The organism is Nocardia sp. NPDC050406 (assembly GCF_044459025.1).
Lineage (GTDB): Bacteria > Actinomycetota > Actinomycetes > Mycobacteriales > Mycobacteriaceae > Nocardia.
The window spans coordinates 451,433-474,275 of sequence record NZ_JBITIM010000001.1 but is presented as its reverse complement, the minus strand read 5'-3'; the positions used below and the strand labels follow the sequence as shown (position 1 = coordinate 474,275).

Sequence of the window (22,843 nt, the reverse complement as noted above, 5' to 3'; positions counted from 1 at the left end):
GTCAGTTGGTGAAGGCGGGGTCGCGGCCGAACCATCCGGCCAGGCGGTCGTAGATCGGCGCGTCGTCGGGGACGGGAACCTCGGGGGCGAAGGCCTTGCCGGGGCCGCGGAATTCGGGGCGCAGCACCGCCTTCGACCAGGTGAGCGCGTGTTCGGCGACGGCGGGGTCCCAGGCGGGGGACTGTCCGGTGGCGCGGGCGAGATCCCAGGTGTGCATGGCCAATTCGGCGATTTGCTGATCGGCGCAGGCGCGCAGCGGGGCCTCGGTGTTGGTGGTCGGCACCGGGACGAGCCGGTCGAGGTCGGCGGAGTGCCAGATGTCGAGCAGGGGTTTGGCGCGGGCGCGGAATTCGCCGACCCAGTCGTCGGAGAGCGGGTCGGGTTCGGCCTGCCAGTCGGTGCTCGCGCCTTGCGCGGCGGCCGAGAAATTCCGCAGCCCTTGGCCGATGACGTGGGCGACCAGGCGCCGGACATTCCAGCCGGGGCACGGCGTCGGCAGCTCGGCCTGGTCGGGCCGCACCCCCGCGATGACCGATTCCATCTGGGCCAGTGCGCGTTCCACCAACGCGACGGTGTTGTCAGCGGTATCCACGCCTGCCGATTCTCCGCCTGCCACGCCGCCGACACGCCGCGAATGTCAGGCCCGGGTGTCGAGCCCGAGCCCGGTGCACAACGCGCGCACCGAAATTTGGGATGACTCACAAGTCTGTCCCGTTTGCCGTTTTTCATCGCCGCGCGCCTCTATGATCGGGCCGATGTCGACTGGATACCGGCTCGGACGGTCGGAGGACGGGGGAATGATGTCCACCACAACCGGTTTCGGCCACCCACGCTTACCTACGACGCGGCCCGACCAATGACCGATCTGGTCGTTCGGGCGCAACTCGTCTTGCTGGCGCGCACCCTGCACGTGCCGGTCGAACGCGTCGCGCACCTGGAACGACTGGGCGCGCAGAAACTACACGAACTGCAAGAAGGCATGTCGGGCAAGCTGTTCGAACAGCACAATCCGGTCTTCGAACGCATCGGCAATCTGGTGCCGATCATTCCACTGCGCATATCGATTCCCATTGTGCAGCGCCTGGTTCCGGCGGTCATGACCGGACGCGCGGCCGGGGCGGTGGGTGTGCGCTATCCCAAGAAGGCCGCCGACGCCGTGGGTCTGCTCGAGGTCGGCTACGCCGCGGACTGCGCGCCGTATCTGGATCCGCGCACGGTCGGCCAACTCGCCGATATCGCCCCGCCCGAACCGGTGGTGCGCATCGTCAACGAACTGCTCGCGCGCCGCGACTACGTCACCGCCGGACCGTTCCTCGCCTATGCCACACCCGAACTGGTGCGCGCCGTCGAGCAGGGCGTGCCCGATGACGAAGGGCTGATCCGCTCGGCGTCCTACGCGTTCTCCGGCCCGGCCGTCAGCGCGGTGGTGCGGCAGCTGCTCACCGGCGGCGACCGCATCCCACAGATGCTGAGCACGGTCGTCGACGGCTCCAAGGAGCTGCGGCTGGCCGCGCTGTCGGTCTTCGCCCGCTGCGACGACGATGTGATCGCCGCCGTCGGTGATCTGCTGCTCGAACACGTCCCGCCCTCGGGGATCGCCGATCTGATCGCCACCGTGGTCGGTGCGGGCGGCACCCCCGACGTGCTGCGTTTCGTGGGCCAACTCGGCTCGGAGTCGCTGCTGCGCCTGGCGCTGAACCCGGGTGTCGGCGAGGTCGCCGACGCCCTGGTCGCCGAATGCGACGGCAGTACCGAGGTCGCGCTGTGGCGCGGCATGCTCGAACTGCTCGCCCGCGCCCCCGGGGAGGTGCGTCGCCGCGCGGGCCGCCAATTCGCCGTGCTGGATCCGGCGACGCTGCACATGCTGCCCACCATCGCCCAGGCCGCGCGGCTGTGGCCGCCGCTGCTGTGGGTGCTGGCCGGAACCGATGTGGACGTGCAGGCCACCATCGCCGAACGCTGGGCCAAAGCGCCGCGCCTGAATATCGACGTGCTCGATCGCCGCATACAGGACCAGCGGCTCGAGGGTCTGCTCGCCACCCTCACCGCCACGCTGCGGCTCTACCGCTGAGCGCGGCGAGAACCCTTGCGCCCAGGCTGATTCCAATACCGCGCGCGCCGGTCCACCGGCGTCGGCGACACGGCCCATCGACGGCTCCCCGCCGGTGCGCGCCCACACAGTGGTAGGAAAGGGGACGTGTCCGAAACCGTCGAACCCCGCACCTCCCGCGCCGTCTCCGAAGTGGTGGACCTGGTCAGCACGCTGATCCGCTTCGACACCTCCAATACCGGCGAACTGGAAACCACCAAGGGCGAGCGCGAATGCGCGCAATGGGTGGCCGATCAGCTGCACCAGGCCGGATACACCACCGAATACGTCGAATCCGGCGCACCGGGGCGCGGCAATGTGTTCGCGCGGCTGAAGGGCGCGGACTCCTCACGCGGCGCGCTGCTCGTGCACGGCCACCTCGACGTGGTGCCCGCCGAGGCCTCCGACTGGAGCGTGCACCCGTTCTCGGGGGCGGTGCGCGATGGCTACGTGTGGGGCCGCGGCGCGATCGATATGAAGGACATGTGCGGCATGATGCTGGCGCTGGCCCGCCAGTTCAAGATCGAGGGCACCGTGCCGCCGCGCGATATCGTGTGGGCCTTCGTCGCCGATGAGGAGAACGGCGGCAAATGGGGTGCGCAGTGGCTGGTGGACAACCGGCCCGACCTGTTCGAGGGCGTCACCGAGGCGGTCGGCGAGGTCGGCGGTTTCTCGCTGACGGTGCCGCGCCCCGACGGCACCGAGCGTCGCCTGTACCTGGTGGAGACCGCCGAAAAGGGTTTGGGCTGGATGCGTTTGCGCGCCAAGGCCCGCGCCGGGCACGGATCGTTCCTGCACGAGGACAATGCCGTCACCATCCTCGCCCAGGCGGTGGCGCGGCTGGGCACCCACACCTTCCCGCTGGTGGTCTCGGATTCGGTGGCGGAGTTCCTGGCCGCCGTCGCCGAGGAGTCGGGCCTGGAGTTCGATCCGACCAGCCCTGACATCGAGGGCCAGTTGGCGAAGCTGGGCACCATCTCCCGCATCATCGGCGCGACCCTGCGCGATACCGCCAACCCGACCATGCTGCGCGCGGGCTACAAGGCCAATGTGATCCCGCAGACCGCCGAGGCGGTGGTGGACTGCCGCGTGGTGCCGGGCCGCCAGGCCGAATTCGAGCGGGAGGTCGACGCGCTCATCGGCCCGGACGTGGAGCGCGAGTGGATCACCAAACTCGACTCCTACGAGACCACCTTCGACGGGCATCTGGTGGACGCCATGAACGCCGCGGTGCTCGCCCACGACCCGCAGGGCCGCACCGTGCCCTATATGCTCTCCGGTGGCACGGACGCGAAAGCGTTCGCGCGCTTGGGAATTCGCTGCTTCGGCTTCGCGCCGCTGCGGCTGCCGCCGGAGCTGGACTTCTCCGCCCTGTTCCACGGGGTCGACGAGCGGGTTCCGGTGGAATCGCTCGAATTCGGCACCCGGGTGCTGGAACACTTCCTGCTGCACAGCTGATTCGCGAAAGGAGCACTCCCGTGCCCGATTACGACTACAACCCCTACGCCGCACTGCCGGAGCTGCCGAGCTTCACCGTCACCTCCGCCGATGTGAGCGATGGCCAGGAGTTCGGCAACGACCAGGTGAGCGGCGTCTTCGGCGCGGGCGGCAAAGACGTCTCCCCGCAGCTGTCGTGGAGCGGATTCCCGGCCGAGACCAAGAGTTTCGCCGTCACCGTCTTCGACCCGGACGCGCCGACCGCCTCGGGTTTCTGGCATTGGGCCGTCGCCGACATCCCGGTGTCGACCACCTCGCTGCCCAGCGGCGCGGGCAGTGAGGGCGGCGCGCTGCCCACCGGTGCGCTGCAGCTGCGCAACGACGGCGGCTTCGCCGGGTTCGTGGGCGCGGCCCCGCCGCCGGGTCACGGCCACCACCGCTACTTCATCACCGTGCACGCGGTGGATGTGGAGTCGCTGGGGTTGCCCGCCGACGCCAGCCCCGCCTACCTGGGGTTCAATCTGTTCTCGCATGCGATCGGGCGCGCGCAGATCGTGGCGACCTACGAACAGAAGTAGACCGAAAACGACGGTGGCCCTGGGCTTTTCGCCCAGGGCCACCGTCGTGTCAGCGCTTACGAGGGGACGTTGACGACGTTCTCGGGCAGCGGGGTGGTGTAGAGCTCGGCGATCTCGGCCGCGTACTTGGTCGCGATCGGGTTGCGCTTGAGCTTGAGGGTCGGGGTGAGCTCCTCACCGCCGGGCTCCCACGCCTGCGGCACGATCACGAACCGCTTGATCTGCTCCACGCGCGAGAGCTTCTTGTTGGCCTCCTGCACCGCCGCCAGGATCTCGTCGATGATCTCCTGCTTGGTCGACAGCGTGGTGACGTCGGCGTCGGGGGTGCCGAGGGTCTTGGCGCGCACGGCCGCGGTATCGGGGTCGAGCACCACCAGCGCCGCGATGTAGGGCTTGGCGTCACCGATCGCGACCACCTGGCCGACCAGCGAGGACGCGGCCTTGACGGTGTTCTCGATATTGGTGGGAGACAGGTTCTTGCCCGCCTCGTTGATGATCAGTTCCTTCTTGCGGTCGACGATGTGGACGTAGCCGTCACCGTCGATGGTCGCCACGTCGCCGGTGTGCAGCCAGCCGTCGGAGTCGATGGCCTCGGCGGTCTTCTCCGGCATCTTGCGGTAGCCGCGGGTGACGATGGGGCCGCGAATGAGCAGCTCGCCGTCCTCGCCCAGCTTGATCTCCGCGCCCTCGATGACGCGGCCGACCGAACCCGGGCGCGGCTTGTCGAGTTCGGTGTAGGTGCCGACGCCGGAGGTCTCCGACATGCCCCACACCTCGGTGACGGTGAAGCCCAGCCCGAGCATGTACTCCAGGGTCTCCGGCGGGATGGCGGCCGCGCCGGAGGCCGCGACCTTGAGCTCGTCGAGGCCGAGCGCGGCGCGCAGCTTGGACAGCACCAGCGCGTCGGCGAGCTTGTGCTGCACCGACAGCAGCGCCGGGCGGCCCTTGCCCGCCAGGTCCGCGCGCGCGGCGTTCACGCCGACGCCGATGGCCCAGTTGGCCAGCGCCTGCTTGGCGCCGCTGGCCTCGGTGGCGAGTTTGGCCTCGATACCGGCCTTGATCTTCTGCCACACCCGCGGCACGCCGAAGAAGGCGGTGGGGCGGGCGTCGGGCAGCGCGGCGGCGATCTCGCGCGGATCCGGCACGGTGGTCATCTGCACGCCGGTGAACAGGTTCGCGCAGTGGCCCGAGATGCGGTCGGCCACATGGGCGGCGGGCAGGTAGGAGACCGAGCGGTCGTCGAAGCCGACGATGAGCGGTCCGGACAGCAGCCCCACGATCTGGGCGACCACATTGCTGTGGGTCAGCTCCACGCCCTTGGACGGCCCGGTGGTGCCGGAGGTGTAGATCAGCGTGGCGACGTCGTCGCCGGTGACGGCCTGCCAGGCGGCGTCGAAGTCGAAGCCCTCCAGCGGCGCGGCCTCCACCTCGGCCAGCGACACGCAGCCGGTGGCCGAACCCTCCACCAGCACAATGTGTTCCAGCTCGACACCGGCACCCCGCACGGCGTCCAGGAACACCGGCTCGGTGATCACGACCTTGTTCTCGGCGTTGGTGAACAGGTGGTTGATCTGCTCGGAGGAGGAGGTGTTGTAGATCGAGAACGGCGTCGCGCCCAGATGCAGCGCCGCGGTGTCGACCAGATTGAACTCCGGCCGGTTGGTCAACATGATGCCGACAGTGTCACCGTGCCCCACCCCGAGCCCCGCCAGTCCGGCGGCGATGGTGCGCACCCGCTCCCCGTACTGCTTCCAGGTGATCTGCTGGGTCCCGCCCACGGTCCGCAGCGCCACCTGATCCGGCCGAACCGTCAGCGTCTCCTGAAACGCCGCCGGAATCGTGTAGACCGTTTTGCCCGATTTGTGCGTATAGCCGATGTCTGTCGTCATTTCCCTGCTTCCGATTGCCCTTCCGACGCCTCGCCACGACGCCCACCGTGAGCTGCGAGAACGCTGAAGCCCGGAAGTCTCCGAAACACTCACACCGAACCACGCCCCGGTGACGCGCCCCACATGTGGCGCGGCTCACTCATCGTAGCCATAACCCACCGGCTGTGTCGCGGGCTACCCCGGCAATGCGGTGGTCAGTGGCCGTCGCGGCGGTGGGCACGCCATGGCCACGCCAGGCGCATCCATGCCCGCCAGCCGCGTACCGGCGCGAGCACCAGCCGCTCGGCGGCGCGATGTTCGTCCCAGACCGCGACCGCCCACGACGAGAGTGGTCCGGTGCGACTCCACAGATGGCACAGCAGCGAGACCAGCAGCGCGCACGCCACCGTGGCGAGCGCGACCGCCGCGGCGTGGCCGTCGATCGGCCAGATGGTCAGCAGGGCCCAGACGAGCGCGGCGGCCCCGAGTCCCACCAGGGTCAGCAGCAGGCGCTTGGCGGCGGTGAGCCAGTCCCACACGGTGGGCGACCACAGCCCGTGCCCGAACTCCCGGTGTCGCCGTTTGGCGCTCAAGTATCCGGCCGCTTGCGCACCGCGCGGTTTGGTGTAGAGCCGGACGCGTTCGACCCGGAAGCCCGCCTCGCGCAGGGCGTGCACTTTGCGCGGATTGTTGGTCATCAGCTGCACCGACCGCAGGAATCCCAGTGCGCGCAGACCGTCGATGGCGCTGTCGTAGACGCGCGCGTCGTGCGGAAAGCCCAGTCGCTCATAGCTTTCGAAGGTGTCGGTGCGGTGCGTCTGGCTGTAGGCGTAGCCCTGCGCCTTGGCCATCAGCCCGGAGCCCCTGCCCTCCTGTTCGAGATAGATCAGCACGCCGCCGCGCTCGTGGTAGATCAGATCCAGTGCCAGCTCCAGTTCGGGCCCGCAGTCGCAGCTGTCGGAGCCCATGGCCTCGCCGTAGAGGCATTGCGAGTGGATGCGCACCAGCGCGCCGTCGCGGGGCTCGCCGAAGACGAACAGGTGTCCGTGGCCGCCGACACCGGAGACCTCGCGCACCCGCACCGGCAGGGTGCGCCCTTTGCGGGTGAAGGTGTGCAGGACCTCGGCGGAGTCGCTCCGCTCCCGCACCGGCGGGTGCTGCCCCTCGCGGATGAAGTCGTCGTGGACTTCGGCGGGTGCGGTGCGCTCACCTGCGACGGGCACGGCGGTCAACCTTTCGGTAGCGGACATCGGTGTCGGCCAACTTAGAAGAGATCGAAAGACCCTGCTCGGTGAGCGGACCCGCAGCTCACCGCAGCGAGCCCACACAGTGCGTCCGCAACGATAGCCAAGTGTGTGCCGGATGCATGGGACAACTCCGATTAGTGATTTTTTCGCGCCGCGTCGACCGCCACCAGGTCGTCGATCTCCGCGACCGACGGCATCACCTCGGAGACGCCGCCCACCGATTGAGTCGCGGTCATGGCGGCGACCGCCCAGGCGAAATCCGTCTCGTCGGCCGGTTTTCCCCGAGTGGCCAGCCGGTAGGCCAGCGCGGCGGAGAACGCCGCGTAGGCGCCCGAGGATCCGGCCATCGCGGTGGGCACGTCGGAAACCACGACGTCGCCACGGCGCGAACGTATCCGGAGTTGGAAGCCGTCGATCGTGCAGACCGTATCGACGCCGAGAACGAGCAGACGGTCGGCCGCGTCACCGGCCCCACTCGGGTTGTCCGAGGCCAAGCGCTCGAGCTCGGAAGGCGTGCCGATCACGTAGTGCACCGCGCGCAGGCTGCGATACAGCTTGCGCGGCGAGCTGTTCAGCGGTGGGGAGGCGCTGACGATCACCCACGGGGGACGTGGCGCGGTGGCGACGATATCGAGGGCGCGCACGATCACCTCGAGGGGTTGTTCGAAGGTCAGCAACACCACGTCGGCGGTGGCCAGCGCGCCGCGGTGGGCGGGGGACTCCAGGTCTTCGGCGTGCAGGCGCAGCCGGTCGTCCTTGTAGGCGAGATTGGCGGGGAGTTTGGCGGTCGCCTGGATCACCGCGGTCACCGGGGTACGGGCTCGCCTGACCACCGCGATCAGGCTCGGATCGACGCCGCGCAGGCGCAGGTAGGACAAGATCTGCTGGCCTTCGCCATCGTCGCCGACCGCGGCCAGCAGTTGCGCCCGCAGGCCCAGCCGCGCGGCGGCCACCGCGCGGTTGAGCCCTTTGCCGCCCGGTGACTGTTCGAAGTCGCACCAGCTCGACGAGCCGGGCACCGGCATCTCGTCGACGACGAAGATCTGGTCGATCACCGCGTCGCCGACCACGGTCACCCGTCCGCGCGCCTCGTCGACGGAATCGCCCTCGGTGGTGTCGGTGGCGTCGAAAGCCGTTCCGGCGGTGAGCAGTTGGGCCAGCGCGGTGAACGCGCGGCGTTCGGGTTCGCCACGCAGCGTCCGCACGGTGGGCGTACGCGGGGTGGCCTCGGCCCCGAATTTCTCGTGCAGCATCCGCCACCGCTCGATCAGGTATTTGCGGCGGTCGCCCAGTTCGGCGGCGTAGAGACGGGTGAGATCGACGCCGTCGGGCGGGTTGTCGCGTAGCAAGCCAAGCGCGAGTTCGGCGTCGACGATGAGCCGTTCGGTCGGGGCCAGCCGCCGGGCCGCGTGTCTGATCACCCCGGGCACGGCTTCGGCCGGTGACAGGCCGGTATGGGTCGCGTGGCCTTGGACGACGGGCAGCTTCAACAGCGCGTCGACGTCGATCTCGGTGCCGCGCAAGCGCTCCGGGCTCAACCCCGAGCGTTTGCCGAGGCGGCTGAGAATATTGCGCACGGCGAGCATGCCGGTGTCCTGCGCTGTCGTCGCAGGTTCGGGGTCCCTGGGGCTGTGCTGCATTGCCATCCGCACTTACGGTACCGCTCATGTGGTTTCCGCTGGGGGCGAAACGGCAATTGCACTGTGGCGAAGGCAATTGCCGTCACGGCGGATGCCGGTGCAGCAGATGTCCGGCGTGGATGCGCTTGGCCTCGAGATAGTGCTTGGCGCGCTCGCTGCGGGGTCGGGTGCGCAGCGGCACCACCTCGACGCGCAGCCCCGCGGCGCGCAGCGCCTCGACCTTGTCGGGATTGTTGGTGAGCAGTCGCACCGCGGCGAGATCCAGTCCGCTGCGCAGGCTTTCGGCGGCGCGGGTGTAGGAGCGGGAGTCGACGTCGACACCGAGCATGCGGTAGCTGGTGAAGGTGTCGACCCCGTACTCCTCGCTCAGGCGCAGCCCCCGGGCCTTGGCGATCAGCCCCGCACCGCGCCCTTCTTGTTCGAGGTAGACCAACACGCCCGCGCCCTCGGCCTGGATCATGTCCATCGTCAATTCCAGTTCGGCACCGCAATCGCAGTCGTCGGACCTCAGCGCATCGCCGTAGAGGCAGCGTGAGTGCAGGCGGACGAGCGGATTGTCTCCGAGCTCGCCGAAGACGAGGAGGTGGCCGATCGTGGGATCGGCCGTCACCTCCATCACCTGGATCTGAATCTCGCGGCCTTTGCGGGTCAACGAATGTTCCGCCGCGACGGTCAGCGACACGGCCGCCGAATCGTCTGCGGCGGAGCCATTTCCGGTTCCACACACACCACGAATGATGACAGCTGCGCGGGCGTTATCGACCCGTGCGGGACAACGGATACTCGTAGCGTTACCGCCGACCTGGTTTAGCACGGTGGAGGACCGTCAATTCTTTGGTGGCAACGGCAATTGCCGGAACGGGATGGCAAATGCCATGCTGGGTTAGGCGGTAAACGCCCCCACCAGACGGTCGGGAGGTCCTGGTGTTCGGAGTGAATCTCCCCAAGCGACGTATCAGGCGGTGTCGCACGGCGACGCACGGTGAATCCGACGCGGAATTGGAGACGAATACCGTTGGCGTCCGGGCGGATTCCGTCTAGACACACATCCGACCACTCGGACTCGTCGCCCTTCGACTACTCGGCAGCGCTTCACCGGTCGATCACCGCCCCGGGATCGGCCGGTCCCGGCATACCGAAAAAGCTGGCCAGCGTGGCGACGACTCCCCATCCCGTGAGGAGCACACCGTCGTGATCTACGAAAGCAGTCGATCCATCACCAGCAGCCTCACCCAGGAGTGGGCGCGGCGCAGTACCGAGGATGATCCGGCGTGGGAGTTGAGTTGGCGGCCGGAGCCGCGGTTGACGCTCGAACAGGCCAGGGCGGCAATGGAACTCACCGAGTTGTTGAGTGGGCCGCATGATGAGCGGGATGCGGCGGCGGCGCGGCGGGCCGAGGATATCGCGGCTACGTTGGGGATTACGGTGATCGACGCCATCTCCATCCTGTACCGGCGCAGACTGGAGCGGGGGGAGTCGTGACGATCTTCGTCGCCGAGTGGCAGATGACCAGTGATCTCACCGCGGAGGTCGCGCAGCGGGTGGCCGACGGGTGGGAGCTGTCGTGGCGGGTGAGTTGGTTGCCCGCGCGGCTGGTGACGCGGGCGCAGGCGCTGGCGGGGATGGAGCTGGCGGAGATCTTCGCGGGGGACCACTACCAGCGCGACATGGTGGTCGCGGCGCGGGCAATCCAGAGCGCCGAGGAACTCGGTATAGCCGTGGAGGACGCGATGTATGTGCTCATGGGGCGGCGGAGCGCATGAGGAACCGGGAGCTGAGCGGGCGTTTGAAATACCGACCGGATGGCACCCGATAAGACCGCAACAGCTCCGATGCGAGCGACCGCTCGTGTCGGTAGGCACGGCGGGAGGGACCGAACCCGGCCTTCCCGCGGTGGCCCGATGGGAGGAACCTGTGGCTATCGATATGACCGACCGGGCGATGACCAGCGATATCACCCCCGAGTACGCCTTCCGCGTGCCCGGCCCGGGCGCGCGGATCTGGCGGCTGAGCTGGCTGCCCGAGCACCGGCTGACCCGCGAACAGGCCCGCGCCGGAATGGAACTCGACGAGCTGCTCTCGGATCCGGAGGTGGTCTACGATGCCGTCGCCCATGCGCTGGCCGCCGATCTGGCGCGACGGCTCGGGGTGCTGGTCGAGCACGCGGTGATCATGCTGGCGGTGCGCACCGCCGACCGTCTCGACCCCGACTCCGCCGCCCGCCGCGAGCCGGTGCTGTCCGGCCCGTCCACCCATCTGCCCGCCGTCTCGGGCGCGCGCTCCCAGCAGCGCTGGATGTGATTGCGCGCGCGGCGAATTCGCGTCCAGCGCCGGAGTTTCCCGAGTCCAGCGCCAGAGTTCAGCTGCGCGGTGCGGTGTGTCCCGCGCCGACCGCCTGGGCCAGGTTGGCGTAGCCGTGTTCGCGCAGCCGCGCCGCCAGCCCGCGATGGATGCGCCGCGTCCAGAACGGCCCGCCGTAGATGAATCCCGTGAACCCTTGCAGCAGACTGGCTCCCGCCAGCACCCGCTCCCACGCCTGGTCGGCGGTTTCGATACCGCCGACCGAGATCAGCACCACCCGATCGCCCACCCGGGCGTAGAGGCGACGCAACACCTCGAGGGACCGTTCGGCCACCGGCGGCCCGGACAGCCCACCCGCACCGAGCGATTCGACCTCATCGGCGGCGGTGCGCAGCCCGTCGCGGCGAATGGTGGTGTTGGTGGCCACGATTCCGGCCAACCCCAACTCCACCGCGAGATCGGCGACGGCGTCGATGTCCTCGTCGGACAGATCGGGGGCGATCTTCACCAGCACCGGCACCTCGACGCTGTCGAGCACGGCGCGCAGCAGCGGCCGCAGCGACTCCACCGCCTGCAGATCCCGCAGTCCCGGCGTATTGGGGGAGCTGACGTTGACGACCACGAAATCGGCGAGCGGGCCGAGCAGTTTGGCGCTGATGGCGTAGTCGGAGGCGGCGTCGGCGGCCTCCACGACCTTGGTCTTGCCGATGTTCGCGCCGATCGGGATGCCGCCGGGCGCGCGGCGCGCGAGATGGTCGGCGGCCGCGGCGGCACCGTGGTTGTTGAAGCCCATGCGGTTGATCAGCGCCCGGTCGGCGGGCAGCCGGAACAGTCGCGGCGCGGGATTGCCCGGCTGCGCCTGCGCGGTGACGGTGCCGATCTCGGCGTAGCCGAACCCGAGCGGACCCCACGTGTCGGCGCCTTCGGCGTTCTTGTCGAATCCGGCGGCCAACCCGACCGGCGCCGGGAAGTCCACGCCGAACACGGTGCTGCGCAGGATCGGATCGTCGACGACGAGCAGTTTCGCCAGCAGCCACCGGGTGGGCGCGAAGCGAGCGGCCAGCTTCATCGCCGCGAACGCCAGATGGTGGATGCGTTCGGGCGGCAGCAGGAACATCGCCTTGAGCAGCAGCGCGTACAGAAAGGCCCCCATACTCACATCGCCGCCTCGGGGGCGGGGGTGAACAGCGCGGTTTTGCGGCGGCGCAACAACACTCGACGGCTGCCGTCGGTGTAGGCGCGTACTCGCGACAGCTCCCAGCCGCCGAATTCGGCTTGAATGGTCAGCCGCATGGAGGCGGTGACCCGGTTGACGTCGGGGGGTAGTCGCAACGGGACGTATTCGTACTCCTCGTCGCTGGCGTCCTCCCACCCCGCCGGAAGTGTGCGCTGCTGCCGCGCCGATCGTGAGGCCCGAGCCATCACTGCCCCTTTCGCTGGTCCGCGCCGATCCGCTGCAGACCGTCACCGGTCGCGGATCCCACGAACATGTCACCGGTGCGTTCGTCGATGGTCACCGAATCGGGTTGGCGAACCGTCGGGTAGCGTCCCACCTCTTCCGGTATACCCGTCGACAGGTCGTAGCCGACGACCTCGTTCGTGCCTGTCAGCGTCACCCACACGGTCTCGGACCGTTCATCGTAGGCGAGTGCGTAGGGCGAAGAGCCTACCGGGAAACGCTGGTGCAGCACGAGCGGATCGGCCGTGTAGACCAGCAGCTCGCCGCCCGCGGTGTCGGTGACGAGCTGGCGTCCGAAGTGGTCGCCGATCATGGTGGTGGCGCCGTCCCCGGCGCGCAGGGCCAGCCCGGGACGGCCCGCGTCCAGGGAGAGTTCGGTGATGACGGTCTGGCGGCGGTCCAGGGCCACGACCTGCTCACCCGACGCCACCACGGCGTCGGCGGAGGCCAGGCCCTTGACAGTGTGCGAGACCGCGCCGTCGGCATTCAGTATCAGTACCCGCCCGTCGGCCAACCCAACCGCGAGACCGCCGTCGGGACGCGGCGCGACCGCGCTAGCGTCGCCGTCGACGGGGATCTCGGTGAGCGCGCCGGTGGCCGCGGCGACCCGCAGCACCCGGCCCGGGGCGGGGGCGAGCACCTCACCCGACGCGCCCGGCGCGAGGGTGGCGGCCGCGGCGGGCAGCGCGAGGGTGCGTTCGGTGGGTGGTGTGGCGCCACGGTCGATGAGCCGCAACGACTTTCCGCCATCGCTCAGTACCGCCAGCACCCCGGTGTCGGGGGCGGCCAGCACCGCGGTGATGGGCGCGCTGGGGCTCACCTCACCCGCGGGCGTCGCCGCGACGGCGGGCGCGGCGGCCGGGGTGGCGGGTTCGCGTGTGGCTCCGGGCTCCACGTCGTCCTGGGACGAACAGCCCGCGAACAGGGTCACCGCCGCCACGGCCGCGAGGGCCGAGCGGGTCCAGCCGCGACGGCGCATGCACCGAACTCCTTCGTCTGCCGAAACCATGGTCTGCCGAAACCATGCGTGCCTCTTTATCTGACCATGATGGCTCGCGTGCCCCGGCCGCGGGGGTGTTCGCGGCGGCGAGCCGCGGTCAGGTGTCGGCGGCAAAGGTTACGGTGGAAGTGAACGCAGGGCAGCATCAGGGAGAGCGGTTGGTGACAGACCACACATCCGGATTCGCCGTCGAGGATGTGACCGTGGGTCGCTACGCGCACGGTTTCGGAAGCACCGGTGACGGACGGTCGTTCGCGTTCCGGACGGTTCGCTCCACCCTCGTCCTGGAGATCTACCGCGCCGATCTGGCGACCGAGGTCCCCGACGCGGCCGATGTGGAGGCCGTCGCGCAGACCACCGTCGCCGATATCGACCTCGACGACGAACGCAGCGTGGTGGCGTTGGTGCGCGATCTGCTGCCGCAGGCGGTGCAGGTGGCGGCCGCCCAACCCCGCGAGCAGACCACGGTGCGCGCACTGCTGGGTCGCCTCGGCGCGGTCCTCGACGGGATGTGACATGCCGGACGGTCCGCGTCGGCCGCGCATGATTGACCCCGCGCGCGCCGCGCATGATTGACTAGGGGCAAGCAACATCAGTTCGACGCGAGGAAGTTGATGGCACTTCGACGTTCGGCCGCCACCGCCGTGACCCTTGCCGTGCTCGGGGCCGCGCTCGCGGCCTGCGGCGGCGGCGCGGACGAGGATTCGGTGGCCGCGGCCCGCTCCTCGGCGGTGGCCGCGCAGTCCTCCTCCTCGGCCGCCGCGGCCACCAGCGCCGCGCAGCGCCCGGCCATCCCGACCGCCGCCGAACTCGACGCGCAGATCAAATCCGCGCTGGACCCGAATCTGCCCGACTCCGAACGCACCGCGCTCATCGAGGACGGCGAGGCGTTCAAGGACGCCATCCCCGACATGTACAAAGCGCTGCAGGACAATCCGCGCGCGGTGTACGGGGTCAAGGATCCGGTGTTCGACAACCACGACGGCACCCTGACCGCGACGCTGAGCCTGGACAAGGACGGCACCGGCACCAATGTGCGCACCACCGTGGTGCATTTCGTGCACACCGACGGGCGCTGGAAGATCTCGCGCACCGATCTGTGCGGCATTCTGCGCTCGGCCGACTACACCACCGCGGCCTGCGGCTGACATGCTCGAATCCGGCTCGCTGCGGTGGGGGCGTCTGATCCACCGCCACCGGTACCTGGTGTTCACGCTGTTCGGGTTGGCGGTGCTGGCGTCGGGATTCTACGGCCGCGACCTGGGCGATCACCTCACCCAGGAGGGCTGGTTCGACGAGTCCAGCGAATCGGTGGCGGCCTCGAAGCTGGCCGATTCCACCTTCGGGCGCGACACCGACTCGGATCTGATCGTGGTCTACACCGCCCCGCCGGGCCACACCCTCGATGAACCGCCGCTGCGCGCCGCGGTCGCCGACGAGCTGACCCGGCTGCGCACGCTGCACGCCGACCGCATCCTCAAGGTCGACTCGTATTGGGACGGCTCCATGATGGGGCAGTTCGCCGACGAAACCCGCACGCACGCTTTCGCTTCCATCGGTCTGCGCGGCGACGGCGGCACCGACACCGTCAACAACTACATGGCCGTCAAGGACGACTTCCGCGCCGGAAACGACGGCGCGGGTCCGGGCGGCACGACCGTGCAGCTGGCCGGGCTGCAACCGGTGGTCGAGGGCATCAACACCGGCATGCAGACCGATATCCACCGCGCCGAACTGATCGCGCTGCCGCTGGTGGCGATCCTGCTGTATTTCGTGTTCGGCGGGGTTGTGGGCGCGCTGTTGCCGGTGCTCATCGGCGGTATGACGATTCTGGGCACTCAGGGCATCATGCGCATGCTCACCGACCACATCCAGGTCAACGTATTCGCCTCCGCGGTGGTCACCTTGGTGAGTTTGGGGTTGGCGATCGACTACGGATTGTTCGCGGTGACGCGGTTCCGGGAGGAGTTGGCGGCCGGGCGCGGCGTCGAGGAGGCGACCGCGCGCACGGTGGCCACCGCCGGGCGCACGGTGCTGTTCTCGGCGGCCATCATCGCGGTGAGTCTGGGCGCGCTGTTCATCTACCCGAACGGGGTGCTGCGCTCGGTTCCCCTGGGCGGGATCAGTTCGGTGCTGTTGGCGGCGGTGTTGTCGGTGACGGCGCTGCCCGCCGCGTTGAGCATCGTGGGGCGGCGCATCGATCTGTGGGGGTGGCATCGCCTGGCGAGTATCCGTACCGCGCAGCAGATCGACGACGGGTTCTTCTCGCGGCTGGCGCTGTTCGCCATGCGCAAGCCGTGGCTGGTGATCACCCCGGTGGTGTTGGCGCTGCTGGCGTTGATCCTGCCGTTCCGCAATATCGAGTTCGGGGGTTTGAGCGAACGCTATCTGGCCGCGGACAATCCGGCGCGGGTGGCGCAGCAGAACTTCGACGCCTGGTTCCCCAGCTTCCGCACCGAACCGTTGAAACTCGTGGTGGTGGACGCGAATTCGCAGCAGCTCTCCGATATCCGCTACGAGGCCAACCAGCGCACCGCGGGTTTGATGACCGGCCCGTTCGATCCGTTCGCGCCCACCAAGGACGGGGTGACCGTGCTCGGGGCGGGGTTGCGCGAGGAGACCGAGGCGGATGCGGCGATCGCGGCGCTGCGCTCGATCCCGCAACCGGACGGCGTGCGGGTGATGGCGGCGGGGGTGCCCGCGCTGGAACGCGACAGCATCCACGGGCTCATCGAGGGCCTGCCGTTGTTGGCGTTGATCCTGGTCAGCGCCGCGGTCGCGTTGATGTACGCGGCGTTCCGATCGCTGGTGTTGGCGGTGAAGGCGGTCGCCATGAGCGCGTTGAGTCTCGGTGCGACACTGGGCATTCTGACCTGGATCTTCGTGGAGGGCCACGGGGCGGGGTTGTTCGATTTCACGCCCGGACCGCTCATGTTCGCGGTGCTGGTGTTGATCGTGACGGTGCTGTTCGGGCTGTCCACCGATTACGAGGTGTTCCTGCAATCGCGGATGGCCGAGGCGCGCGCGGACGGCGCGTCACCGCAGGAGGCGATCCGCTACGGCATCGCGCACACCGGCGGGGTGATCACCTCGGCGGCGGCGATTCTGATCGTGGTGACCGGCGCGTTCGGGTTCTCGGATCTGGTGCTGATGAAATACATCGCCTACGGCATGATCGCCGCACTGCTGTTGGACGCCACCGTGATTCGCATGCTGCTCACCCCGGCGGTGTTGAAACTGGTGTGGCGCTGAGCGTTCGGGCGGGGACCCACGGCCCCCGCCCGAACGTGCCTCAGATGCCGAACGGCGCCGCGTAGGCGATGACGCCGCGCGGCAGCGGCGCACCGTCGAGGCTCATTGCCATGAGCGCGTCGGGATCGACCTCGAAGCTCACTCCGATACCGTGCTCGGCCGCGCGCGTGAATCCGAAGCGCGGGTAGTAGCTCGGATGCCCGAGCACCACCACGAACCGTTCACCGCGCGCGGTAGCCGCGGCGAGGACGGCGCGCACGACCGCGTCACCGACGCCGGTGTTCTGGTGGTCGGGGCGCACCGAGACCGGGGCCAGACACAGGGCCGGGGTGTCGCCGATGTGGCAGCGGGTGAGCAGGGCGTGCCCGATGACGGTGCCGTGCGCGTCGACGGCGACCTGGGACAGGCCCTCGAGCCAGGAGTGGTCGGCGCGCAGCTTGTCGACGAGTTCAGCTTCGTCGGGTCGTTCGAACGCGGCCGCGACGATATCGCGCACGACCGGGATGTCGTCGCGGGTTTCGGCGCGCGTGTACCAGTGCTGAAATGCCATGATGGCGGACTCTTTTCGTGCTCGTGGACGGCCACCGCGCGAGCGCGGGGCAGGAGGGGACGGGTCAGGCCGTCGCGGAGGCCGGGTCGGTCGCGGCGACAGCCTTGCGCGCGGTCATCAACCCCACCTCCAGTTCCTCGATCGAGACGAACACGAACGCCGACCACGATAACACCGCGGCGGCGCGGTCGGGTCACCCCCGCACGGGCAGCACCAGTTGCGCGCCGGTCACCGGATGGTCGAGCACCTCCACCGGATGCTGATAGACGCGGGTGAGCAGCTCGGTGGTGAGCACCTGCCGCGGCGGGCCGTCGGCGGCGATACGGCCCGCGTCGAGTACGGCGACGCGGTCGGCATAGGCGGCGGCGACCCCGAGGTCGTGGACGACGACCACGACGGCCGCGCCCTTGGCCGCCCGATCGCGCGCCAAAGCGAGGACCTGTTCCTGGTGGCCGAGATCCAATGCGGCCGTGGGCTCGTCGAGCAACAGCGTCGGCGTGTCCTGGGCCAGGACGCGCGCCAACGCGACGCGGGCGCGTTCACCGCCGGACAGCGCCGGGAACGGTCGGCTGGCGAAGTGGGTGACGTCGGTGGCGGCCATGGCGGCGGCGATGTGTTCGTCGTCGTCGAGTTGGCGGTCGGTGCGCACCCACGGCGCGCGACCCATGGCGACGACTTCGCGTGCGGTGAACGGGAATCCGATGGTGTGCGCCTGCGGCAGCACCGCGCGACGACGCGCCATATCGAGGGGCGTCCACGCGGTGAGCGGGCGGCCGTCGAGTTCGACACTGCCCGCGACGAGGTCGAGTTCGCCGGTCAACGCGGCCAGCAGCGTGGATTTTCCGGCGCCGTTGGGGCCGACCAGGGCGACGATCTCCCCGGCGCGCACCTCGAAATCGACGCCGTCCAGCACGCGCCGGTCGCTGCCGCGTTCCACGACCACGCCGCGCGCCCGCAGCGTGACACTGCCGGTGTCGGGCGGCTGGGGAAGTGGTTGGGCGCGTTGGAACAGGGTGCGTGCGCGTCTCATGCCCAGCCTCCCGAGCGGGCGCGGGTGCGGCGCAGCAGCCAGAAGAAGAACGGTCCGCCGACCAGCGAGGTGAGCATGCCCAACGGCAGGTCGGCGTTGTGCACGATGGACCGTGCGCCGATATCGGCGGCGAGCAGCACGACCGCGCCGAGGATCGCCGAGAGCGGAATGAGGACCTTGTGGGCGGGGCCGACGAGCATGCGCACCAGGTGCGGGACGATCAGGCCGACGAACATGATGATGCCGGTGAACGCGACCCCTGCGGTCGCCAGCAGCGCGACCACGACGATCACATTGCGGCGCAACCGCTCCACGTCGACCCCGAGGTGGCGGGCCGCGGATTCGCCGAGCGCGAGCAGATCCAGGCGCGCGGCCATCCACATGGCGGCTCCGACGCCGAACACGGTGAGCGGCAACACGATCCACACCGCCTGCCAGGTCGCGCCGTTGAGCGAACCCAACTGCCAGAACACGATCTGATCGCGGGCGGCGGGGGAGGCGGTGAACAGCAGGAACGACAGCAGTCCGGCGGCGAAGGCGTTGATGGCCACACCGGTGAGCACCAGCGTCACCACTTCGGTGCGCCCGTTCGAGCGCGCCAGCACGTAGACGAGCACGGTGGTGGCGAGTCCGGCGACGAACGCGCCCGCCGCGACCGACCAGGCGGCCGCGAACGCGCCACCGAGCACGATGACCGCGCCCGCGCCGACCGCGGCACCGGAGGACACGCCGATCACGCCGGGTTCGGCGAGCGGGTTGGCGAAGACGCCTTGCAGCAGCGCACCGGCGGTGGCGAGGGCCGCGCCGACCAGCGCGGCCAACACCACGCGCGGGAAGCGCACCTCCCACAGGGTCAGGTATCCGGCGGGATGGTGTGGCATCGGACCCCAGTCCAGGCCCATGCGGTGAAATACGCTGCCCGCCACTTCGGCCGGGGTGGTCGGTACTTGGCCGACCGCGGCGGAGATCAGCGCGAACACCACCATGGCCGTCAGCGCGGCGGCGAAGATCAGCGCGGTACGCGACCAGCGGCGCGCGCCGCGCGCGGGGTCGGGATCGACGGCGTCGGCGGAGAGGTCGTGCGGCATCGTCGAGGACGGTGTCGGGCGACCGCGCGTCACGTTCCGAGCCGCGACGGCGGCCTTCGGGTGCGGCCGGTCGGCCGCCTCGTTCGCCTCGCTCATGCGTGGGTGGTGCCGTACACGGCCTGGGTCAGCGCGGTCAGCACGCGCCCGGTGTTGGGGCCGAACGACAGCAGCACCGAATCGGCCATGTCGACCACGCGTTTGTTGCGTCCGGCCGGGGTCTGCGCGATGCCCGGGATCTTCTCCACGCCGTCGACGCCGCCGACCGAGGCCAGGCCGTCGCTCATGACGAGGATGACGTCGGGGACCGCGGCGATCATGGCCTCGCTGGTGATGGGCAGGAACTGTTCGGTGATCCCCGAGGCGGTGCCCGCGTCGATGCCGCCGATCGCGGTGATCAGCGTATCCGCGCCCGACCCCTGCCCGGCGATCATGGTGATGGCGGTGGAGCGCAGGTACAGGAACGCGATGCGCGGCTTCGGATCCTGCGGCGGCACGGCCGCTTCGGCGGCGGCGATCTCGTCGGTGGTGCGCTTCGCCAGCGCCTTGCCCGCGTCTGGCACACCGAGCGCGGCGGCGACGGCTTCGATCTGCGGGGCGACGCCGTCGATGCTGCGCTGCGGATCGAAGTAGACGACGGTGATGCCGAGCGCCTTCAACTGGTCGCGGATCGCCGGTGTCGCGGCGGTGGTGTCGGTCAGGAACACCGAAGGCCGCAGTGCCGCAACGGCTTCCACGCTCAGCGTGCCCGAACCGCTGCTCACCGTCGGCAGGTCCTTCACCGCGGGGAACGCCGCGGAGTTGGAGCGGCCCACCAGTTTCGAGCCGAGCCCCAGCGCCACCACGGTCTGCGCGAGCGTGCCGTAGCGGTCGGAGGCGATGATGCGGCTGGCGTCGGTGACGGTGACCTCGCTGCCGTCGAAGGACTTCACCGTCGCGGGCAGCACCGGGGTGGGTTCGGGCCCGATCGGCACCGGATCCAGATCGCCGACGGTGGCGGTGGTCGGCCCCTGCTGACCGCCCGCCCCGGTGTCGACGCCCCGGCACGCGGTCACGCCCGCGACCAGGCTCACACCCACCAGCATGAGCAGAACACGCCGGGCGAACACGGATCGACCACGCACCAGAGGCTGCATGCAGGTAAGGCTAGCCTGGCTCATTCTGTGCGTGCGCTCACGTCTCCGAGGGCCGCGGCGATCGCGCGCGGCAATTCGAGGGTTTCGGCGGCGAGCACCCCGGTGAGCTGCCCGATATCGCGCGCGCCCACGATCATCGACGCCACCCCGGGCTGATCGCGAATCCACGCCAACGCCACCGCCAACGGTGACACGCCGAGCCCGTCGGCGGCGGTGACGAGCGCGTCCACCACCCGGGTGGCGCGATCGTCGAGCGAGGCGACGATCTCGGCGGCCGTCGCCTCGTCCGCGCCCCGCGAATCCGCGGGCACCCCGTCCCGGTATTTGCCGGTCAGAATCCCCCCGGCCAGCGGCGCGGTGGCGACCACGCCGATGCCGTGATGCTGTGCGGCGGGCACGAATTCGTGTTCCGCGCCGCGCGCCAGCAGCGAGTACGGCGAGTAGGCGGCGGTGATCGGCGCGGCCGCGGCGATGGTCGCCAACTGCCAGGCGTCGTAGCCGCGCGCCCCCGCGTAACGCACCCGCCCCGACCGCACCGCGTACTCGAGGGTGCCCGCGATCTCCTCGAGCGGGGTGTGCGGATCCCACGCGTCCACGGTCCACAGATCCAAATGGTCGGTACCCAACGCGGCGAGGGTGGCGTCGAGCTGGCGCATCATGGTGCGCCGCGACGCGTCGACCGCCCACCGGGTCGGCGTCGGCGCGGGCGCGGCGGGATCGCCCAGCAGCGGGCGACGCCCGGCGCTGCCGGACAGCACCAACTCCTCGCGCCCCACCTCCCGCAACAGTTCGCCGAGAATGCGCTGCGCGGTGCCGTCGGTGTAGGACGGCGAGGTGTCCACGAGCGTGCCGCCCGCCTCCACGAACGCCATCAACTGCGCGCCCGCGTCCTCGGGATCGGTTTCCCGCCCCCACGTGTGGGTAGCCAACCCCAGTCGCGATACCCGTAGCCCACTGCGTCCGACTGTGCGCTGTTCCATCACCGTGCAAACCCCTGTGTCACACCGGTCAGCCTAAGCGCACCCGTCGCGTCCGCCGGGATATGCCTCGCCGTCGACTCCGGCGTGCCCGCCCGCGGCCGCACCGGTGGTCGAGCGCGCGCGGCGCCGGGTAGGGTCGCTGCGGTATCGCGGCGCGCGATCCGGCGCGACGCGTCGGCGGTGGGCGAATTGTCCACCGGGAAAAGACGATTCGGTGTGGACAAGGAGTGGTGCGTGGGCGAGTCGATGACGTGGCTGCAGGCGGTGGTGCTGGGGCTGGTGCAGGGCTTGACGGAGTTTCTGCCGATCTCCTCCTCGGCGCATCTGCGGATCGTGTCGTCGGTGTTCTTCGGTGACGACGCGGGCGCGTCGTTCACCGCCGTCACCCAGTTGGGTACGGAGGCCGCCGTTCTCGTGTACTTCGCCAAGGACATCTGGCGCATCCTGCTCGCCTGGTGCACCACCATGTGGTCGAAGATCACCCCACGCCAACGCCAGACCGTGCCGCTGCACGACCAACCCACCACGCGGCTCCCGGTCTACGACGAACGCCGCCCCGACTACGGGTTGGCCGCCGACGCGCAACGCGAACTCGACTACCGCGTCGGCTGGTACGTGATCATCGCCACCATCCCCATCGGCGTGCTCGGATTCCTGTTCAAGGACGAGATCCGCACGGGCGCGCGGAATCTGTGGCTGGTGTCGTTCATGCTCATCGCGTTCGCGTTCGTCATCGCCGCCGGTGAGCACTACGGCAAGAAGCAGCGACCCATCGAGCAGCTCACCACCCGCGACGGGTTGATCATGGGCTTCGCGCAGTGCCTCGCCCTCATCCCGGGCGTGTCGCGTTCGGGGGCGACGTCCACGGCGGGCCTGTTCTGCGGCCTGACTCGTGAGGCGGCCGTACGGTTCTCGTTCCTGCTGGCCATTCCCGCCGTGCTCGCCTCGGGCCTGTTCTCGCTGCCCGACGCCTTCGAACCCGCCGGTTCCGGACTCAACGCCTCGGGCCCACAGTTGTTGGTGGCCACCATCATCGCCTTCGCCGCGGGCTACGCGTCGGTGGCGTGGCTGCTGCGCTTCGTCGCCGACCATTCGCTGAACTGGTTCGTCGGCTACCGCGTGCTGCTGGGTCTCACGGTGATGGGTCTGCTCGCCGGTGGCGTCATCTCGGCGACGTGATCACATGTCCCA

23 protein-coding genes are annotated in these 22,843 nt (G+C 69.6%); 10 read left to right on the top strand and 13 right to left on the bottom strand.

Features of this window, described 5'->3' with window-relative positions; translation table 11 throughout:
- Position 1: 1 nt before the first annotated feature.
- A complete protein-coding gene (locus ACIBH2_RS02145; RefSeq protein ID WP_397112468.1) occupies positions 2–592 on the bottom strand; it encodes a TIGR03086 family metal-binding protein in 591 nt (196 codons plus the stop codon).
- A gap of 264 nt (positions 593–856) precedes the next feature.
- On the opposite strand from ACIBH2_RS02145, the gene ACIBH2_RS02140 reads away from it, so the two are divergent.
- The 3 genes from ACIBH2_RS02140 (at position 857) to ACIBH2_RS02130 (ending at position 4,104) form a co-directional block, all read left to right on the top strand.
- Complete coding sequence (locus ACIBH2_RS02140) at positions 857–2,071, top strand: hypothetical protein (RefSeq protein WP_397112466.1); 1,215 nt, start codon at positions 857–859, stop codon at positions 2,069–2,071.
- Between the two features lie 126 nt (positions 2,072–2,197).
- Positions 2,198–3,547, top strand: coding sequence for a M20/M25/M40 family metallo-hydrolase (locus tag ACIBH2_RS02135; protein ID WP_397112464.1), 1,350 nt, complete (start codon positions 2,198–2,200; stop codon positions 3,545–3,547).
- Positions 3,548–3,567: 20 nt separating this feature from the next.
- Entirely contained in the window at positions 3,568–4,104 is a 537-nt protein-coding gene (locus tag ACIBH2_RS02130; protein WP_397112462.1) for a YbhB/YbcL family Raf kinase inhibitor-like protein, read from the top strand.
- Positions 4,105–4,160: 56 nt separating this feature from the next.
- Here the strand turns inward: ACIBH2_RS02130 and ACIBH2_RS02125 are convergent, their stop codons facing one another.
- The 4 genes from ACIBH2_RS02125 to ACIBH2_RS02110 all read right to left on the bottom strand — a co-directional run bounded on the left by ACIBH2_RS02125 (position 4,161) and on the right by ACIBH2_RS02110 (position 9,586).
- Positions 4,161–5,993: an AMP-dependent synthetase/ligase gene (locus ACIBH2_RS02125; RefSeq protein WP_397112460.1), complete on the bottom strand. Its 1,833-nt coding sequence runs from the start codon at positions 5,991–5,993 to the stop codon at positions 4,161–4,163.
- A gap of 194 nt (positions 5,994–6,187) precedes the next feature.
- On the bottom strand, positions 6,188–7,195 hold the full coding sequence (locus tag ACIBH2_RS02120) for a GTP cyclohydrolase II (protein ID WP_397112458.1): 1,008 nt from the start codon (positions 7,193–7,195) through the stop codon (positions 6,188–6,190).
- A gap of 158 nt (positions 7,196–7,353) precedes the next feature.
- Positions 7,354–8,865 carry a PfkB family carbohydrate kinase gene (locus ACIBH2_RS02115; protein ID WP_397112456.1) on the bottom strand — a complete coding sequence of 504 codons (1,512 nt, stop codon included), beginning with the start codon at positions 8,863–8,865 and terminating at the stop codon, positions 7,354–7,356.
- A 76-nt stretch (positions 8,866–8,941) separates the two neighbouring features.
- On the bottom strand, positions 8,942–9,586 hold the full coding sequence (locus tag ACIBH2_RS02110; protein WP_397112454.1) for a GTP cyclohydrolase II: 645 nt from the start codon (positions 9,584–9,586) through the stop codon (positions 8,942–8,944).
- A 464-nt stretch (positions 9,587–10,050) separates the two neighbouring features.
- On the opposite strand from ACIBH2_RS02110, the gene ACIBH2_RS02105 reads away from it, so the two are divergent.
- From ACIBH2_RS02105 to ACIBH2_RS02095, 3 genes are all read left to right on the top strand, one after another.
- Positions 10,051–10,341 (top strand): hypothetical protein, encoded by a 291-nt coding sequence (locus tag ACIBH2_RS02105; protein WP_397112452.1) that lies wholly within the window; start codon positions 10,051–10,053, stop codon positions 10,339–10,341.
- The gene (locus tag ACIBH2_RS02100) at positions 10,338–10,622 is read left to right on the top strand and encodes a hypothetical protein (protein WP_397112450.1); all 285 of its coding nucleotides are present in this window, start codon (positions 10,338–10,340) and stop codon (positions 10,620–10,622) included. The genes ACIBH2_RS02105 and ACIBH2_RS02100 overlap by 4 nt, the downstream gene beginning before the upstream one ends.
- A gap of 151 nt (positions 10,623–10,773) precedes the next feature.
- Positions 10,774–11,160: a hypothetical protein gene (locus tag ACIBH2_RS02095; protein ID WP_397112448.1), complete on the top strand. Its 387-nt coding sequence runs from the start codon at positions 10,774–10,776 to the stop codon at positions 11,158–11,160.
- A 58-nt stretch (positions 11,161–11,218) separates the two neighbouring features.
- On the opposite strand, the gene ACIBH2_RS02090 is transcribed toward ACIBH2_RS02095, so the two are convergent.
- From ACIBH2_RS02090 to ACIBH2_RS02080, 3 genes are read right to left on the bottom strand one after another with little or no spacing between them, the layout of a single operon-like run.
- On the bottom strand, positions 11,219–12,301 hold the full coding sequence (locus ACIBH2_RS02090; RefSeq protein ID WP_397116778.1) for a quinone-dependent dihydroorotate dehydrogenase: 1,083 nt from the start codon (positions 12,299–12,301) through the stop codon (positions 11,219–11,221).
- Positions 12,302–12,315: 14 nt separating this feature from the next.
- Positions 12,316–12,582: a DUF5703 family protein gene (locus ACIBH2_RS02085; protein ID WP_397112446.1), complete on the bottom strand. Its 267-nt coding sequence runs from the start codon at positions 12,580–12,582 to the stop codon at positions 12,316–12,318.
- Entirely contained in the window at positions 12,582–13,598 is a 1,017-nt protein-coding gene (locus ACIBH2_RS02080; RefSeq protein WP_397112444.1) for a YncE family protein, read from the bottom strand. Before ACIBH2_RS02080 ends, ACIBH2_RS02085 begins: the two co-directional genes overlap by 1 nt.
- A 182-nt stretch (positions 13,599–13,780) precedes the next feature.
- On the opposite strand from ACIBH2_RS02080, the gene ACIBH2_RS02075 reads away from it, so the two are divergent.
- From ACIBH2_RS02075 to ACIBH2_RS02065, 3 genes are all read left to right on the top strand, one after another.
- Positions 13,781–14,134, top strand: a complete 354-nt coding sequence (locus tag ACIBH2_RS02075) for a hypothetical protein (RefSeq protein ID WP_397112442.1) — start codon at positions 13,781–13,783, stop codon at positions 14,132–14,134.
- A gap of 99 nt (positions 14,135–14,233) precedes the next feature.
- A complete protein-coding gene (locus ACIBH2_RS02070; protein WP_397112440.1) occupies positions 14,234–14,767 on the top strand; it encodes a hypothetical protein in 534 nt (177 codons plus the stop codon).
- 1 nt (position 14,768) lies between these two features.
- Positions 14,769–16,871, top strand: coding sequence for an MMPL family transporter (locus ACIBH2_RS02065; protein ID WP_397112438.1), 2,103 nt, complete (start codon positions 14,769–14,771; stop codon positions 16,869–16,871).
- A 40-nt stretch (positions 16,872–16,911) separates the two neighbouring features.
- Here the strand turns inward: ACIBH2_RS02065 and ACIBH2_RS02060 are convergent, their stop codons facing one another.
- From ACIBH2_RS02060 to ACIBH2_RS02040, 5 genes are all read right to left on the bottom strand, one after another.
- On the bottom strand, positions 16,912–17,421 hold the full coding sequence (locus ACIBH2_RS02060) for a GNAT family N-acetyltransferase (protein WP_397112436.1): 510 nt from the start codon (positions 17,419–17,421) through the stop codon (positions 16,912–16,914).
- 193 nt (positions 17,422–17,614) lie between these two features.
- The gene (locus ACIBH2_RS02055; RefSeq protein ID WP_397112434.1) at positions 17,615–18,451 is read right to left on the bottom strand and encodes a heme ABC transporter ATP-binding protein; all 837 of its coding nucleotides are present in this window, start codon (positions 18,449–18,451) and stop codon (positions 17,615–17,617) included.
- Complete coding sequence (locus tag ACIBH2_RS02050) at positions 18,448–19,437, bottom strand: FecCD family ABC transporter permease (RefSeq protein ID WP_397116776.1); 990 nt, start codon at positions 19,435–19,437, stop codon at positions 18,448–18,450. Before ACIBH2_RS02050 ends, ACIBH2_RS02055 begins: the two co-directional genes overlap by 4 nt.
- A gap of 194 nt (positions 19,438–19,631) precedes the next feature.
- Positions 19,632–20,672 (bottom strand): hemin ABC transporter substrate-binding protein, encoded by a 1,041-nt coding sequence (locus ACIBH2_RS02045; protein WP_397112432.1) that lies wholly within the window; start codon positions 20,670–20,672, stop codon positions 19,632–19,634.
- Between the two features lie 20 nt (positions 20,673–20,692).
- Positions 20,693–21,652 (bottom strand): aldo/keto reductase, encoded by a 960-nt coding sequence (locus ACIBH2_RS02040; protein WP_397112430.1) that lies wholly within the window; start codon positions 21,650–21,652, stop codon positions 20,693–20,695.
- A 246-nt stretch (positions 21,653–21,898) separates the two neighbouring features.
- Here ACIBH2_RS02040 and ACIBH2_RS02035 point away from each other — a divergent pair, with 246 nt between their 5' ends.
- Positions 21,899–22,831: an undecaprenyl-diphosphate phosphatase gene (locus ACIBH2_RS02035; RefSeq protein ID WP_397116774.1), complete on the top strand. Its 933-nt coding sequence runs from the start codon at positions 21,899–21,901 to the stop codon at positions 22,829–22,831.
- Positions 22,832–22,843 lie beyond the last annotated feature (12 nt).

Coding starts and splice junctions, on each gene's coding strand:
- ACIBH2_RS02140 (WP_397112466.1), top strand. CDS start 857: ATGACCGATCTGGTCGTTCGGGCGCAACTCGTCTTGCTGGCGCGCACC.
- ACIBH2_RS02125 (WP_397112460.1), bottom strand. CDS start 5,993: ATGACGACAGACATCGGCTATACGCACAAATCGGGCAAAACGGTCTAC.
- ACIBH2_RS02115 (WP_397112456.1), bottom strand. CDS start 8,865: ATGGCAATGCAGCACAGCCCCAGGGACCCCGAACCTGCGACGACAGCG.
- ACIBH2_RS02085 (WP_397112446.1), bottom strand. CDS start 12,582: ATGGCTCGGGCCTCACGATCGGCGCGGCAGCAGCGCACACTTCCGGCG.
- ACIBH2_RS02080 (WP_397112444.1), bottom strand. CDS start 13,598: ATGCGCCGTCGCGGCTGGACCCGCTCGGCCCTCGCGGCCGTGGCGGCG.
- ACIBH2_RS02070 (WP_397112440.1), top strand. CDS start 14,234: ATGGCACTTCGACGTTCGGCCGCCACCGCCGTGACCCTTGCCGTGCTC.
- ACIBH2_RS02065 (WP_397112438.1), top strand. CDS start 14,769: ATGCTCGAATCCGGCTCGCTGCGGTGGGGGCGTCTGATCCACCGCCAC.
- ACIBH2_RS02060 (WP_397112436.1), bottom strand. CDS start 17,421: ATGGCATTTCAGCACTGGTACACGCGCGCCGAAACCCGCGACGACATC.
- ACIBH2_RS02055 (WP_397112434.1), bottom strand. CDS start 18,451: ATGAGACGCGCACGCACCCTGTTCCAACGCGCCCAACCACTTCCCCAG.
- ACIBH2_RS02050 (WP_397116776.1), bottom strand. CDS start 19,437: ATGGTGGTGTTCGCGCTGATCTCCGCCGCGGTCGGCCAAGTACCGACC.
- ACIBH2_RS02045 (WP_397112432.1), bottom strand. CDS start 20,672: ATGCAGCCTCTGGTGCGTGGTCGATCCGTGTTCGCCCGGCGTGTTCTG.
- ACIBH2_RS02040 (WP_397112430.1), bottom strand. CDS start 21,652: ATGGAACAGCGCACAGTCGGACGCAGTGGGCTACGGGTATCGCGACTG.
- ACIBH2_RS02035 (WP_397116774.1), top strand. CDS start 21,899: ATGACGTGGCTGCAGGCGGTGGTGCTGGGGCTGGTGCAGGGCTTGACG.